10 protein-coding genes and 1 pseudogene are annotated in these 14,565 nt (G+C 53.3%); 2 read left to right on the plus strand and 9 right to left on the minus strand.

Going from position 1 to position 14,565, the window contains the following annotated elements:
* Window positions 1–421 precede the first annotated feature (421 nt).
* From M0651_RS11150 to M0651_RS11160, 3 genes are read right to left on the minus strand one after another with little or no spacing between them, the layout of a single operon-like run.
* The gene (locus M0651_RS11150) at window positions 422–2,017 is read right to left on the minus strand and encodes a response regulator (protein ID WP_248551823.1); all 1,596 of its coding nucleotides are present in this window, start codon (window positions 2,015–2,017) and stop codon (window positions 422–424) included.
* Complete coding sequence (locus tag M0651_RS11155) at window positions 1,992–3,782, minus strand: sensor histidine kinase (RefSeq protein WP_248551824.1); 1,791 nt, start codon at window positions 3,780–3,782, stop codon at window positions 1,992–1,994. The genes M0651_RS11150 and M0651_RS11155 overlap by 26 nt, the downstream gene beginning before the upstream one ends.
* 33 nt (window positions 3,783–3,815) lie before the next feature.
* Window positions 3,816–5,342, minus strand: coding sequence for an extracellular solute-binding protein (locus tag M0651_RS11160; protein ID WP_248551825.1), 1,527 nt, complete (start codon window positions 5,340–5,342; stop codon window positions 3,816–3,818).
* Window positions 5,343–5,553: 211 nt separating this feature from the next.
* Between M0651_RS11160 and M0651_RS11165 the strand changes: the two genes are divergently transcribed.
* Window positions 5,554–6,018 (plus strand): AraC family transcriptional regulator, encoded by a 465-nt coding sequence (locus tag M0651_RS11165; RefSeq protein ID WP_248551826.1) that lies wholly within the window; start codon window positions 5,554–5,556, stop codon window positions 6,016–6,018.
* Between the two features lie 330 nt (window positions 6,019–6,348).
* Here the strand turns inward: M0651_RS11165 and M0651_RS11170 are convergent.
* Window positions 6,349–6,528, minus strand: a pseudogene (locus M0651_RS11170) (DinB family protein); the annotation flags it as partial.
* A gap of 217 nt (window positions 6,529–6,745) precedes the next feature.
* On the opposite strand from M0651_RS11170, the gene M0651_RS11175 reads away from it, so the two are divergent.
* Window positions 6,746–9,040 carry an Ig-like domain-containing protein gene (locus M0651_RS11175; protein WP_248551827.1) on the plus strand — a complete coding sequence of 765 codons (2,295 nt, stop codon included), beginning with the start codon at window positions 6,746–6,748 and terminating at the stop codon, window positions 9,038–9,040.
* A gap of 13 nt (window positions 9,041–9,053) precedes the next feature.
* On the opposite strand, the gene M0651_RS11180 is transcribed toward M0651_RS11175, so the two are convergent.
* The 5 genes from M0651_RS11180 to M0651_RS11200 all read right to left on the minus strand — a co-directional run bounded on the left by M0651_RS11180 (window position 9,054) and on the right by M0651_RS11200 (window position 14,561).
* A complete protein-coding gene (locus M0651_RS11180; RefSeq protein WP_248551828.1) occupies window positions 9,054–10,037 on the minus strand; it encodes a dihydrodipicolinate synthase family protein in 984 nt (327 codons plus the stop codon).
* Entirely contained in the window at window positions 10,034–11,332 is a 1,299-nt protein-coding gene (locus tag M0651_RS11185; protein ID WP_248551829.1) for a hypothetical protein, read from the minus strand. The genes M0651_RS11180 and M0651_RS11185 overlap by 4 nt, the downstream gene beginning before the upstream one ends.
* 91 nt (window positions 11,333–11,423) lie before the next feature.
* Window positions 11,424–12,746, minus strand: coding sequence for a helix-turn-helix domain-containing protein (locus tag M0651_RS11190; protein ID WP_248551830.1), 1,323 nt, complete (start codon window positions 12,744–12,746; stop codon window positions 11,424–11,426).
* Window positions 12,743–13,579 (minus strand): sugar phosphate isomerase/epimerase family protein, encoded by an 837-nt coding sequence (locus tag M0651_RS11195; RefSeq protein ID WP_248551831.1) that lies wholly within the window; start codon window positions 13,577–13,579, stop codon window positions 12,743–12,745. The genes M0651_RS11190 and M0651_RS11195 overlap by 4 nt, the downstream gene beginning before the upstream one ends.
* Window positions 13,569–14,561: a Gfo/Idh/MocA family protein gene (locus M0651_RS11200; protein ID WP_248551832.1), complete on the minus strand. Its 993-nt coding sequence runs from the start codon at window positions 14,559–14,561 to the stop codon at window positions 13,569–13,571. The genes M0651_RS11195 and M0651_RS11200 overlap by 11 nt, the downstream gene beginning before the upstream one ends.
* Window positions 14,562–14,565: the final 4 nt, after the last annotated feature.

Raw genomic sequence — 14,565 nt, forward strand, 5'->3', positions numbered from 1 at the left:
CCCTGTCATTTGTCCACTTGTGATAACATTGTAAGTTTGGAGCGGGTGGGCTGAGTAGGCGAGAGCAATTACTATTTGTGGTAATATGATGGTTTATCAACCTATGAATGGGTAAAAATAGAAGCCTTGCGGCTTCTATTGGCGTGGAGCTATGATCCGATCGATCGACATGGGGAGTACGATGAAGGTTAAGCATGAACGTGCCCTGTAGGCTCCGAGCTCAAATCTCGCTGACGCTTGCCATGGTGCTTATTTCGGGATAATTTAGGGATTTCCCATTCTAACGCTTGCCAGAGAGCTTATACGTGGAAAAACAGCTCCTTTTCCGTAGAAAACCGACAAATAAGCTTTCTGATCAGCGTTAGATTGACAACCACGCCATAAAGACCCAAATAGCGTTGCTCACAAGCGTTGGAGTTCGCTAACCCTTACACTCCCCAGGGTTCACCCCCCAATACTTGCGGAAGACCTTGGTAAAGTAACTCACATCCCGGTAACCCACCGAACGAGCGGCGTCGTACACTTTATGACCATCCTGCAGCAGCGATTTAGCCCGCTCCATTTTGCGAGCAAGCACATAATCCGAGAAGGCGACCCCCATCTCCTGCTTGAACAACCGGCTTAAGTACGAGGAATTGATATACATGCGGTCCGCCACCGTGTGCAGGGTTAGTTCTTGATCCATCTCCTCATTCACCAACCGTAGAATCTCCTTCACGACCTGATGGCTGTTCGCATTGCGTTGCTCCTTCACGTAGGCCACGATCCGGTTAACGATTCTCGTCATATGCGCCCAGGTCTGCGTTTGGGTACTCAGTAAACTCATGTTATGGATAAACTTCGCATCTTCGCCAAGCACCTGTTTAATCGTCCACCCCCGCTTTTGAATCATACGGGTAAACAGGCTATGCACAAAAAGAACCGACTCATGGAACTCGTCCGAAGTCTCCATCTTGGAAACCAGTTCATCCCATATCCCCTGCAGCGCTTCTAGGGCTTTGACCTCGTCCGCGGTCTCCATCGCAATCTCCAGCTCCTTCTCCAGATTCGGCTGGATCGCGAAGGGCCGAGTATTCTCCCCAGCCGTTTCTCGGTATGGAATGATGAGATCATGCCCGTACACAACCCGCTCCTGCAGGGCATGGCTAGCCTGCCGGTATAACGAAACCAGGTGCTCTAAGGGGCCTGCCCCTGCGCTAATTCCCGCGCTGACGGTTCGATGCAGCATTTCTTTGGTTCTGGAGAGCAGTTGGGACAAATCCGCATTCATCCGCAGCAGCGCCTCGCTCGCCTCTGTCTCAGGGCCAACTACGAACACCATCATCAGATTCATGTCCGAGTCAGTCGCGATCCACCAACTTGGAGGCGTTAACAGCTCCTTGGCCAGGAGCTGCAACGTAAACTTCTGGATCTCCGCCTTCTCCCCATCCTCTGGAGATGGATCCAGTTCCATCGCGGCAACCGCAATCCGATCTTCCGGCCGCAGCGGGATTTGTAACTCTTTGCATTTGCTCAAGATCTCCCCGCGTCCAACCTTACCGCCGGCCCACTGAAGAAAGAACAGGTTTTGCAAATGAGGTAGATTGGACAACCACTGCTTCTCCAAAGCCGCTTGACGCCGCCATTGTTCTAAATCCTGCTGCAGCTGACGTCGAGCTTCCAGCACGGCATCCAAAATCTCCGCTTCGCCGGCAGGCTTCAGCAAATACCGCGAAACCCCATGTTTCAATGCGGTTTGAGCAAATTCGAAATTATCGTGCCCGCTTAAAATAATGATCTTCATCAACCTAGTAAGTAGGCCGCGCGCTTTAAGCTCTTGTAACAAAGACAGTCCGTCCATGCCCGGCATTTGCACATCGATCAACATCAGATCCGGCTTCTTCCGTTCCATGAGCTTCAACGCATCCAGGCCGTTAGCCGCCGTGCCGATCATGTCGATTCCGTGTGACTCCCACAAGATATTATAGGCAAGCGCCTGGCGCAGCCGGGGCTCATCTTCCACGATCATCAGATTCATCCCGTTCCCCCTCCCATGGAATGGATAACAAAACAGCTGTTCCTTCTCCCCACACGCTCTGAACCGTCAACCTCGCTTCCGGTCCGTAATACAATTTCATTCTGCTCAGCACATTGCGCAAGCCAAACAAGTCTTTCGCCTGCTCATCTTCCTGCGAATAGGCGGAAACCTTGCGGAGATCCATATGGTCCAGCTCCTGCTGGATATATTGGAGCCGCTCTTCCTCCATTCCCGGGCCATTATCCTCCACGCGGATAAACAATGTCCGCTCCTGTTCAACCCAACTGGAGATGACCAGACAACCGTCCGATTCTTTCCCTTCCATCCCATGGATAATCGCATTCTCCACGATCGGCTGAAGCAGCAGCTTTAACAACGGAATCCGCTTGCTCCGCTCCGATATCCGATATTCCACACGGAAATTGTCCATGAAACGAAGCTGCTGGATACGCAAATAATAATTCAAGTGGACGATGCTCTCTTCGATCGTGAACACCTGCCGACCCTTGTTCAGGCTGAGCCGGAAGAAGCTGGAGAGGTTCATCACCATCTCGCTGATCTCCTCTGCATCGTAATTTTTGGCCATCCAGTAGATGGAATCCAGCGTGTTGTACAAAAAATGCGGGTTAATCTGGGATTGCAGAAAGCGGAGCTCCGTCGTTTTCAAGCGCAGCTGCTGCTCATAATGATCTTCGATCAGGCGCTTCTGCACCATGGCCATTCGATTAAAGGATTGAATCAAAAATCCAAACTCATCCTTCCGATTCGTACTGACATGGATCCCCAGCTCCCCGTTGCCGAGTCGTCTCATCCCCTTGGCCAATTTCAGTACGGGGGAAGCAATTCCGCTATACACGACCCAGGATACGGTAAAGGCAAGAATCAGACTCAGCCCGATAATCGCAAAGGTAAACAGGCGCAATTGATCGGTCTCTTGATACAGCTCCCTTTTGGGCTGGACCATGGTCAATCGCCAGGTCGAATAGGAAGATTCCATCGTGACGGTCATATCCTGGTCCGGGAGATGGGGGGCCGATGGTTTGCCAACCTCAAGCAGCACTTCTCCCTGTTCATTTGATAACGCGATTCGGCTGTTCTCTGAAGGCAGCAATGTTTTGATAATATTCAATAATTTATTCTTACTGAACGACACGACGAGCAAATTGGCTTGCCGATCGCTGTTGTACAAATCCATCGCCCGCAGAAGCGAGATGCTGTCGGTGTTCGTCAATTGCCCAAAAGTCACCCCGTCCGTAACCGCATAGTCCACCTTTACATAAGAGATGCCTGTCCCGTTATGACGGGCGGTCTCCACGAACCATTCTTTCTGGGCGTCCCCTGGCAATTGTTTGCCGCCATAATGGGTGGAGATCAGCATGCTTGAAGCGGGATGATAGACCGAAATTTGCGAGATATATCGGTTAACCGAAACGGAGTTCGACAGTTGTTCCAAAATATAAGAGAACGCCAGGATCGATTGCGGCGAGAAATCGCTGCCGTTTTCGTTCAACAGTGCATTCATGGCAGGATCCCCGGCAATCAGCGTTGAAATCTCCTCGACGTTCTGGAAGACCAGGTCCAAGTGGTTCATGGCCGAGGAAAGGGCCGTTTCGGTTCGCTGGACCGCCTGGTTATAGAGGATATCGCGCGATTTCTCCACCGCAAACAGACTAATCAGGACTAACGGAAGCAAGATGAGTATAAAATATCCGGTCAGCCGGAATTGAATATGGTGCGAAAAACGGTTCATGATCCATCGAATCACCGTACTCCTCCTCCAAGCCGTGCGGCTCTGCGATTACTTCCTGCTTTCGAACCAGCGATTGACTTCTTTCGTTATTTCACTCCCTCCATCCGCTTTCCATCGCTCGACATATTGGTCAAACGCATCCAACGGTTCGATCCCTAAAATGATTTTGACAAATACGTCCTCCAATCGAGTCAAATTCTTGCTGTATTTCCCCATCGCCGGCGTCGGAATCCCATAAAATGCGTTAGACATAATATTGCGGTGAACGGTCTGGATATTGTTATACAGGTTAAAATCGCCTAGCGAGTCGAGGCGTTGCTTAAATAACGTTTCATCGGGGACGTCCACCAAGGACTGATAAATCCCCCGGTACAGACTCTCGTCATGCAAGGCGAAATCCGTAACGATCCGATCCCCTTCCCGCCGCCAGATTTCATTTTCAAAACCGAGTTTCAATGTTTTATAATCACTCGCGATAAAATCCAGCAATTGAATCACCTCAGCTGCATGCGGGGAATTCACCGGGATGACGTTATAACCGCGAATGAGGTCAATACCGTTTACGCCTTTGTCCCCCTTGGGCCCTGTAGGATATTCCAACGGAATCCAGCGAGCGTCCGGGTCCCGCTTCATATTGGCAGCGATCGGTCCGCGCGTATCGTACCAGGTTGCTGAGAATAACCCCACTTTTCCGTTCTCGACCTTCTCGAACAAATTCGTCTGAAGGTTTAACGGGAATTCTCGTTCCAACAGCCCTTCTTGGTACAACCGGGCCAGAAAGCCAAGTGCTTCTTTCGTTTCTGGCAGAATATTTCCATAAACCAAGTGACCGTCACGTTCAAACCAGGTATCCAGCTGCGTACCAAAGGCGCCGAAGAAAGGAGAGGATCTCCCAAGCTCGGCCGTAAACGTTAAACCCACGGTGTCTTGCAAGCCATTGCCGTCCGGGTCGTTCCGGGTGAAGGCTTGAAACACGTTGTAGTACTCGTCCAGCGTTTCCGGAGGGTCCAGACCCAGCCGGTCCAGCCAGTCTTTTCGCGCATACATCAATTCGATGCCGGTCACTTCGTTTAAGCTAGGCACCGCATAAATTTTGCCGCCGTACTTGACTCTATCCCAAACTTCGGGTGGAATTTTTGCTTTCAGGTGAGGGCCGTACTGTTCGATGAGATCATCCAAGGGTAACAGCGCCCCTTGTTTGACATAATTGTCAAACCATACAGGTTCATAGGCGTGCAGCATGTCGGGGAGGTTCCCCGAGGACATAATGACGTCGAGTTTTTCGTCGTAGACCTCGGTGGGGGGCGTGTTGACCTGAATATCCAGGCCGGTCTGCTCTTCGATATAATTCAAATAGCGGTTGTCGTTCTCATCCATGCCCTCGGGAAAAGTCATGCCCAGATTGGAGATGACGATGCTGACCTGAGGACGAGATCGCTGATCTCCAACAGTAGGCGGGTCCTCGGCTTGTCCGGGGAGACTGCATCCCGTAAGCTCTATGGCGATCCCCACTATCAACGTCAATAATTGAAGCAACCGGGTGTTCCTCCGGGGCAGAATCGATCGTATTTTCATTGTGTCCATGTCCCTCCTACTCCCTCTAGATCTGATCAGACCCGCTTTATCTCTCTCCTATAAACCAAATTATACATAGCGACGCCTAGAGAATTTGTCGAACGTTGAGGGTGGACATCTAGAAAAAAACTAAAAATAAATAGGGAAAATCATTTTATACCATGTTAGGATGCGTATGGAATCAATTACGCTTCATCCAAGGAGGAATAATATGGAGTTCAAGGTCGAAACACTTCCCCGTTATCAAATTGCTTATGCGAGGCGCGTGGGACCCTATGGCCCTGTAAATGTTCAGACGATGGAGGAGATTAAAACGTGGGCGGAGAAAAGTCACCTATTGAATCACTCGGCGATTCTGTTCGGAATTCCACAGGATAACCCGAATACGACGCCACCGGAGAACTGTCGGTATGACGCGTGTATCGTTATTTCGGCGGATGAGGTCCAAAGGGTAGCGTCCCCCATAAGTATGGGCGAACTCCCCGGAGGGGATTACATGGTGTTCACAATCAAGCACACTACTCAAGACGTTCAGTTAGCTTGGGCCGAATTGTTGCCGACCCTTCATACCAGGGGATATCAAATCGAAGACAAACCTATCATGGAACGTTACACCGGGGAAATGCTCCGCAGCGAATATTGTGAAATTTGCGTACCTATTACAAGTTTGAAGTAAGCAAGATCAGCCCCAACCCGGCCGTTGATAATTATTCCAAGGCCGGATTGGGACTGATCTGATTCCATCATCACGATCCAAACTCATTCTTGTACTCATCGACAGGATCCCATTGTGACCAAGCTCCTTCGAGCAGGTTCCCCTCTGGATCACGGAAATAAAAATACTTGGCTTCCCCGTTCCCCAAGATCCTCAAATCTTCCACTTCGACCCATGATCGGAAACGGATTTCCGTTGCGCAGAATTTCAAGACGATGAGGCGTTTCCGTCTCAATCAACAATAACGCAATCGAATGTTGATGCGGGTGATGCAACACGGAGGTTGACCGTTTTCTCTTGGATGCCTCCGACGATCCAACCGTATTCGACCGCCACAATATGATATAACGTAGGAAGGATGTGTCCGAGTCCTTCCGTGCGTTTCTTCATCAATTCTTCCTCGCTTACTGTCTCGCACCAGTCAAACCAATCGCGGCGAACTTGCCAGTTATACTCGAATAATTTCAACATCCCTGATCCTCCTTCAAAATCCCTGAGATTTCGTACATGTTCCACATCCAAATAATTAGACACAGTAGGCAAATTTTCCTTCCTATGGAACAAATGGAATCCGGAATGGACATGCCGTTTTTTTTCGGACGATTTACGGAAGTATTCACATAATCTTAGAGCGCTTACAATGGTAAAAAATGTTTCTCTATTTCAAAAAGGAAGTGAGGAGATTCTGATGTTTGTGTTCCTTGCTAAGCGAAAAGAAAGATTCCTCAAACTGCTCGCCGCGCTATGCATCGCTTCTCTTCTTCCGCTTCTCCCGATTGGCCCCCTCCCAATGGTCTCAGCTGCTTCCCTTGTAACGATTGATACCCCTGCCCACGGAGATGAAGTGGAGGTAGGAACGCTTACCGTTTCGGGTCAATATACGGAGGCGTACAACATCGTCCTGATCGTCAATGGCACGGATCAACTGCCGACCCGGACGGACGGCGAAAGCGGCGAAACCTCTGGCGTATGGAGTGCGGAGCTGGACACCAGCCGCTATGACGGCGAGATCACACTGCTTGCCAGAGGAACCCAAAGCACGACCCGATACGGGGTATCGAGTCAACCGATTACGATCCGCGTGGATAACCCCCAGGTGTCGAAACCCGTCGTCTCCATTACGAATCCGCTGGATGGGGCATCGCTTAGAGGGAAGTCCACCCCGATTCACATTTCTGTAGACTCCAGAAATCGTATCCGCTTGGTAGAAGTTAGAATCAACGGCGGAGCATGGCAGAAAGCCGTTAAGTCTGGAAGGCTCTATAAATATAACTGGAATACCAAAGGCCTCGGCGACAAGACCTCCAGTCTGGAAGCCAGAGCGACCGATGAATTTGGGAATATGGGTCGCAGTATGACCGTCTATGCTTCCACGGGGGGAGGAACACACGAACCCGTCACGATCAAGAAGCAGGACCGCGCCATGTGGATCTGGGAGAAGGCAGCCTATAATCTGTTCCTGAACCCCGGTTCCCGATCCGCGCTAAAAGCTTTGGCCGATGACACGACCACCTTTGATTCGGATCCAATCACAACCTTCTACATCGGCGTGTTCCCCTACGGCGGAGTCGATATACTCGAGGAATACCCCGACAAGGTACGAGATTTTGTGAGCTGGGCGCACAACAACGGCTACCAGGTTCAGGCCTGTATCGCGGGCGGGACAACACCGCCATACATGGGAGCTCTGGCCCCTTATCATGAATATGCCATCCAGGAAATTGAGAAGGTCATCAACTACAATATTGCAGCCGCTACGGGCGAACGATTCGATGGCGTCAACGTGGATATCGAACCGTATATCCTGCCTGAGTTCAACGCGGAGAAGCCTTCGGTTCAACTGCAATACCTCGATGTGCTTCAGAAAATGATTGATCGCCGGAACGCCGCCGGCATTGACCTCCCCTTCGGACCGGCGATTCCTCGATGGTTCGACAGCAGCGAGGGCGCGAAGGAGATTACGTGGAACGGGCAAACCAAATGGTTATCCGAGCACGTTCAGGACCTCAGCGATTATATCTCAATCATGGATTATCGCGACGTTGCGGATGGGGGAGTCGGAATCATCGCTCAAGCGCAAGGCGAACTGAGCTACGCCAATGCGATCGGCAAGCCGAATTCCGTTGTGATCGGCGTTGAAACACTCGATATCGCAAGCAGCGGCGATCCGGAAACGATCACGTTCCGCGAAGAGGGGCGCACGTATATGGAAGCAGAGCTGGATAAAGTGTATGCGGCATTCCAATCCGATCCAGCCTTCGCCGGCATCGCCATGCATCATTACGACTCGATCCGCTGGCTGCCCTCCACCTGGGGCCCAGACGGCCATCTCTGGCGCGTCAATCCCGCAGATACGGAGCCGCCTTCCGCCCTTCCCGGTCCGCCGCTGGCCTCGGCTGCCGGTTTTCAGTCGGTGCAGCTAAGCTACGGGCGAGCCACGGACAACTCTGACATTGAGCATTATATGATCTATCGCGGCACGGAACCCGATTTTTCGCCGGATGACGTGCATTTGGCCGGGACCTCTAGAAACTTGACGTATATGGACACGGGATTACTCTCAAATACGACCTATTACTATAAGGTCGCAGTCATGGATATCAGCGGCAATATCGGGCCGGCGACCTCTCCGGGGGCATCCGCAACGACGGCGACCTCCTCCACATCTATGAAACCGATGATCGTCGGAAATATGGAGGTCACCTTCAACGGAACACGCGCCGAAGTCCGCATGGAAATCATTGATCTTGAGACCGGCCAAGGCGTCCCAGCCGCTGTGTATGGGCGATTTACCCAGAGCGGAGGGCGTTACATTGAAATGACCACCGATGCGGGCGGCATCGCCAACGGTTCGTCCGAAGCTTTAACCTACCCGTCCGGTGAAGTTGGCTTTTTGCCTCAGCGAATCGTGGCTCCCGGTTACTACTGGGCGTCGGCCTATGACCTGAACCGGAACATCACCGCCGTCTGGCCGCAGCGTTAATCCCTGGCGTAGACTAATACAACCGATACCGTTCGATGGCCCGGCGAAGAGAAGCGATCTCTTGCCGGACTAATTTGCAGCCGGTGAGATCATTCGCGGCTTCCTCCGGGATCACGCCGGACAATACAAGGCACCCAAGCATACGCAATATATATTGATCCATCGGGCGGATAAAGGTACTCTCGGCATAGCCGTCCACCCGAGCGGATAACGCCATGAACCTTGCATAATCTCCATCGGCATACGCCTGCATCAGATCATACTGAATGTTCGGGAACGCGGCGCCTAATCCGACCAAGGCGCTGCGAGCCCCGCGCATCAGCGAATACCCGAACATTCGGTCCTCCCCGGTAATCAGCAGTTGCTCCGGGAATTCTTCAGACATGAGCACGGACACGTCCTGCAGCGTCATCACGCTGTCGAGCGTCGCCATTTTGATCCCCACTGACATCTCAAGGGACAACAAGGCTCTTAACACTTCAACGGAGTAGGCGATTCCCCCGGCCTCGGCATATAAATAAAACAAAATGAGAGGTTTCCCCAATTGCCCTAACGCTTGATGATAATCCACAATGGCTTGATCCCGTTCCGCTGCGGGGAGCTCTTGGAGAATCGAAGGCGGAAAAACAAGCAGGGCATCCGCTCCCCCCTGAACCGCATCGGCTGCCATGGCCAAGCTTTCCTGCTTCCATCGATCTATCTTGGCCGCGCCCAGAAAACGGAGGTCAGGGATCGCTCCAACGCCCGCTACCAACAGCTTGGATTCCCCAAGCGCCGCTCTCCACGTCTCTAGAACCGACATCCGTTCCGAACGGTCCATATGTAACCCCCGTCCTGTGTGAGCCCAAACGGCCACCCCTGCGACGGATTGGGACGCAAGATACCGGGCATAAGCCTCCTGAGCCTGCAAGTGAATCCGTCCTTCGCGCGTTCGCGGCACCGGAACCGCCGGTACCAGTCCCCATTGCAAGGTTTGTCTTACCCCGCTCTTGTTCATTCGTGTTCCTCCCTCATGAAGAAATCGCGTCCCCGCTCCCGGTACCACGAGGTCACTTCGCGAAAAGAAGCGATCCCCTCCCGATGTCCGATTTCCCCAGTTTCTCTTAAGTGAAGCATCCAGGTGACCAATCCTGTTACCGGATGGAAATACAACTCATGCAAAGCCCGTTCCGTTTTGCTGCCAATGGTCATGCCATACGCGCTGGAGGGCAGTTGAAACAAGGTGTGCATCTGCAAGCTTTCGGCGCCGCGCAACGCGTATTCCAGCGCCATCTTACCGGAGTAAACATCCCCTGTCCCCGAAATGGCGGGAACAGGCACCGACAGCTCACCTTCCAACTCCAATCTGCGTAATCTGCAGAGCAAACGCAGATTGCGCCGACTTAAATCGGGCCCGCCGTAGGCGACCCCGCCTTTTCCGGTATCCAGATGAGCACAGTCATAGAGCCGATTGGCATAAATGAGGTAATCCGGTCGAACCTCGCCTTCCTCGATCAATGTCGTCATCGTCCGCAGCTGAAAGTCATCATCAAATACCGTGTTCATCAGTTTGATGCCCAGCTGAAGTTCGCCCGGCGACAAGGTCGATTGGATCAACTTGGGCACCTCTCGATACCATCGCAGGATGGCCTCCTGCTGCTTCGCTCGATCCGATCCGGCCAGGGTCGGGCTAAAGTCTTTTTCCATTTGCAGCGGATCGCTTCCCGTGAATTGCCCCCAAACCTGAGCTAAACTTTGTGTTGTATGACGATATTCGTCCAGCGCAAAATCGTCGTCCCCCGCCGGCAAATGATATTTGCAGGAAGGCACAACAACGGTTCCCCACTCTCGCCCCAGGCGCAGTGAGGTTGCGAAGAAGCTCAGGTATTCCGCGAACGAACCATGCCACCCCCGTCCATGCCAAGTGACGTTCCAACCGGTGTCCCCTGTCTCCTTTCCCACGATGGGCTCCACCTTCATCCGCGTGTCCTTGATGGCCCAAGCCTCCATCCCACGATGGCCTTGTCCGTTTTCTGCGATCACGGTCTTTAACACGACAAACCCCAGGCCGGCCTGCGCATCCGTACGGACTTGGGCTTCATTCAACGACAACTGGCCGGCGGCTTTGCCAAACGGGTTCTTGATCGGAGTCAGTCCGTACCTTGATGAGACGTCGATGCCATATGCCTCCATCAAATAAGCCTCAACCCGATTAGGTAGACCGGTATCTCGGAACCGTTCATAGTCGCGGCGGATCCGAATCTCATCCGTTTGGCGGAGGCTGGGCACGGCAGGCAGTATCAGGCGGTCCATTTGCTTCATCCCCTTTGGAATAACACTATATCCTGATTTGTATGCCAGCCCTGCCCCCGTTTTGTCCTCCGAAACACCTATTTTTATCTAGTCAAAAGAAACCGTCGATGTGCAGCGCGTAAATCTGTCTGGGGCGTCCGCGACCCACCGGCTGTTCCTCCCCCACGATGGTGGCTAACTCGTATTTCTCTAAGGCGGCCATGATTCGCCGGGCGCTGCGCAGGGTGATTCCGAATCCCTCGGCCAGCTGCGCCGCGGTTAAGGCCCTGGTGTCCAGCCTGCGGCATAAGGAGATCAACCTGTTCAACGTTCCGACGCTGAGGCCGGCTTTTTTGGCCATGGAGATCAGCTCCGGATCTTCGCTGCGTGCCGAATATTTCAAGGTCAGCTCTGATCCCATTGGCCCGTAGACCTGCCCGTCCTGCATCATGAGAAAACAGTTGCCGCCCCCGCCCGCTTTGGCTTTAAGCAGCGCTTCCCGCGCTTTCCCTTCCGCTTCGTTCGCCGTTCGGCCTAGACCAATTCCGATGCTCGCCCTCCACTGCAGCCGCTCCATCACTTCCAGCAATAGCGGGGCTTGCTCGAATTTGCGAGTCACCTGTTCAATGATCCCCCGCGTCGTTATGAAGGAGACCTCGCCCGAATCCGTCCAATTGATCAATGACTGCGTCTCCTCCCCGAAATCGATCAGGATTTGCTGGAGGATAATCTTTTTGCGTTGGACCTCGTAGTCGGAAGCCGCCTCCTTCACAACCCGCTCGAAATGATCGATGTTCAGTATGCCGATGGCCATTTGCGTACTGGATAAACGCAGGCTCTTGCCTTCGAGAAGCGCTCGATTCAAGACATCCCGAATGGACGATTGCGTTGGCACGACGCGAAAGGCGGGAACGCCCAGCTCAACGAGCTGCTGATACACCGAAGTGACGCAAGTGACGGTGGCCGCGACGAGCCCCTGGCTCCACAACTCGTAGTGAAAGGCGACCAGGTCTTCATGGCGCGTACCAGCGCTGTACGGTTTGACGTAGATTTGCCGGCGCACCAGGCCAAGCTCGTCTAACTGCTCCTCCAGTTCATGACGCAGGAGCACATCCACACTAATGCGGATTTCCCCATCCATCTCCAGCAACTGGGTACGATAAAAATCAAACAGCACCTTATACAACGTCGTCCCGGAATATTGCACATGCACCATCGGCAGGCCGGGTTCGCTATCGAGTGCGAGCTGATAAGGAATCGGACCCGTAAACAGCAAGATATCCGCCTGCTCCCGAACGCGGGCCACGACTTCGAGCGTATCCTGCTCATGCAGATAGGGATTCGGGATCATGGTGAGCTCCTGGAACACGCTGCCGACTTCCACCACCTTATCGACCAAGTCGCTTGGACCAATTACCGCCACATTGAGGTTCAAGGACGATCGTCACCTCCGATGGACAATTCCCGGGTCACTTCGATGAGGGAGAGTTGCGTTAACTCCAGGACCCGATCGCCGAAATATTCAAACGAGAGAAATCCGTCATACTCAAGCTCCGCCAGCTTTCGCAGGATTGCGCGATGGTCGCTGTCTCCCTGCAGCACGGGAACGGGAACACTTTGGGCCCAGTCCTGGTGGTTCCATCGATAGTTCTTGAAATGAACGTGGGAAATCCGGCGATAAAACCGGTCTAGGACGGGCAAGGGATCTTGATGATCGACGAAAAAATTAAACCCGTCATAGATCAACTCCAACTCCGGGCCGCCGCGATCCAGTAGCTTGGCAATGGTGTCTTCGGTGTCGGCCAACGTATCGTTGTGCATTTCGATGGCCAATCGAACGCCATGCTCTGCACAAGCTGCGGACGCAGCCGACAGACCGGATACGACGCTGTCCCATACAGAGGGGGTTGCTTCACGAGACGGCAGATGACCCGCGAATGTGCGTATCCTTGGGCAGCCCAGTTCCTTGGCCCAATGGGCAGCCCTCTTAACCTGCTGGAGATCTAGTTCCCAAGCTACCTCGCTTTTGGAAAAGGAGGCATACGTACTGATTGCCGGAACGCGTAGCCGGTGCTCCCATAAGTACCGCCCAAGCTCGTAAGTCGTACCGCCGTCATCCAGATACGATTCGATGTGGCCGTCCCAAAGCTCAACTCCATCAAGCTGTGACCGGTTTGCTGCCTCCAGCACCTCCTTAAGGATCATCCCTTTGAGTCCGGTGGAGCAGATACTAAACTTCATCCCGTGGCGGTTAGGCTCAGTCGACAACCTGTTCCACCCCCATAGCCTGCGAACGGTACACCGCCTCCAGCACGGTGATCACGGACTTGGCGTATTCGCCGGAACACTCCGGCTCCGAGTATTGTTCGATGGCATCCAGCAGGTCATGAAGCTGTGCGGCAAACGGAGATTCGGCGTATTGGGCGCCATCTCCGTCCACTGGCTCATACTCCCCGTTACGGCTGATCCATAGACCTTGGTGCGAAACCAGCCTGGCCATTCCGCCGGTAAAAATCAGCTCCGTTTCATCCTTCGCCACACCCGCATAACCGGATTGGACGATCACCGCGCAGATGCCGCCATCCGTTTCCGCCAACACCACACCGCTGCCTTCTACATTGCCGATCGGCGCTTCATAGCTGAGCATCGCCTTAACCTTGGTCACACGGGTTCCGGTTAACCACTGGACTTTATCGATCGAATGGGCGCCCAAATTCATCAGGATGCCGCCTCCGGCTTTCTCCTTCTCAAGGAACCAACGCGGCCGCTCCTCCTCAAAATAGGCTTTGTGCCGGGTGTCGTGAATCGCCACCAGCTTGCCCAGCCTGCCGCTTTCGATCAACGCTTTCGCTAACCGGTTCGCCGGCAAATAATGCTGCGTATGCCCGACCAACAAGGTTACGCCTGCTTCTCTTACCGCGGTTAGAATCGCCTCGCAAGACGCCGAACTGATCGCCATTGGCTTCTCCAGCAGCACATGGCAGCCCTTCGCTGCGCAGAACACGGCGCATTCCTCATGCAAATGATGCGGCAACGCGATGATGGCGATGTCCGGCTTTTCCTGAACGATCATCTCACGATAATCGTCGTATAAGTTCAAGCCATATTCTGTCGCCACCGCCCGCCCCTTGACCCCATCCGGTTCCGCTACCGCCACCGCGGTCAGCCGCTCCAGCCCTAACTGCCGAATCGCGTCCAAATGATTTCGCGAAATGCCGCCGGCCCCGATCAATGCTACCCGGTAACTCATAAAC

The organism is Paenibacillus mellifer, assembly GCF_023195895.1.
GTDB classification, from domain to species: Bacteria; Bacillota; Bacilli; order Paenibacillales; family Paenibacillaceae; genus Fontibacillus; species Fontibacillus mellifer.

Excerpts from the sequence above, each read along its gene's own strand:
- M0651_RS11160 (WP_248551825.1), bottom strand. The coding sequence starts at position 5,342 with ATGAAAATACGATCGATTCTGCCCCGGAGGAACACCCGGTTGCTTCAA.
- M0651_RS11200 (WP_248551832.1), bottom strand. The coding sequence starts at position 14,561 with ATGAGTTACCGGGTAGCATTGATCGGGGCCGGCGGCATTTCGCGAAAT.
- M0651_RS11165 (WP_248551826.1), top strand. The coding sequence starts at position 5,554 with ATGGAGTTCAAGGTCGAAACACTTCCCCGTTATCAAATTGCTTATGCG.
- M0651_RS11150 (WP_248551823.1), bottom strand. The coding sequence starts at position 2,017 with ATGAATCTGATGATCGTGGAAGATGAGCCCCGGCTGCGCCAGGCGCTT.
- M0651_RS11180 (WP_248551828.1), bottom strand. The coding sequence starts at position 10,037 with ATGAACAAGAGCGGGGTAAGACAAACCTTGCAATGGGGACTGGTACCG.
- M0651_RS11175 (WP_248551827.1), top strand. The coding sequence starts at position 6,746 with ATGTTTGTGTTCCTTGCTAAGCGAAAAGAAAGATTCCTCAAACTGCTC.
- M0651_RS11185 (WP_248551829.1), bottom strand. The coding sequence starts at position 11,332 with ATGGACCGCCTGATACTGCCTGCCGTGCCCAGCCTCCGCCAAACGGAT.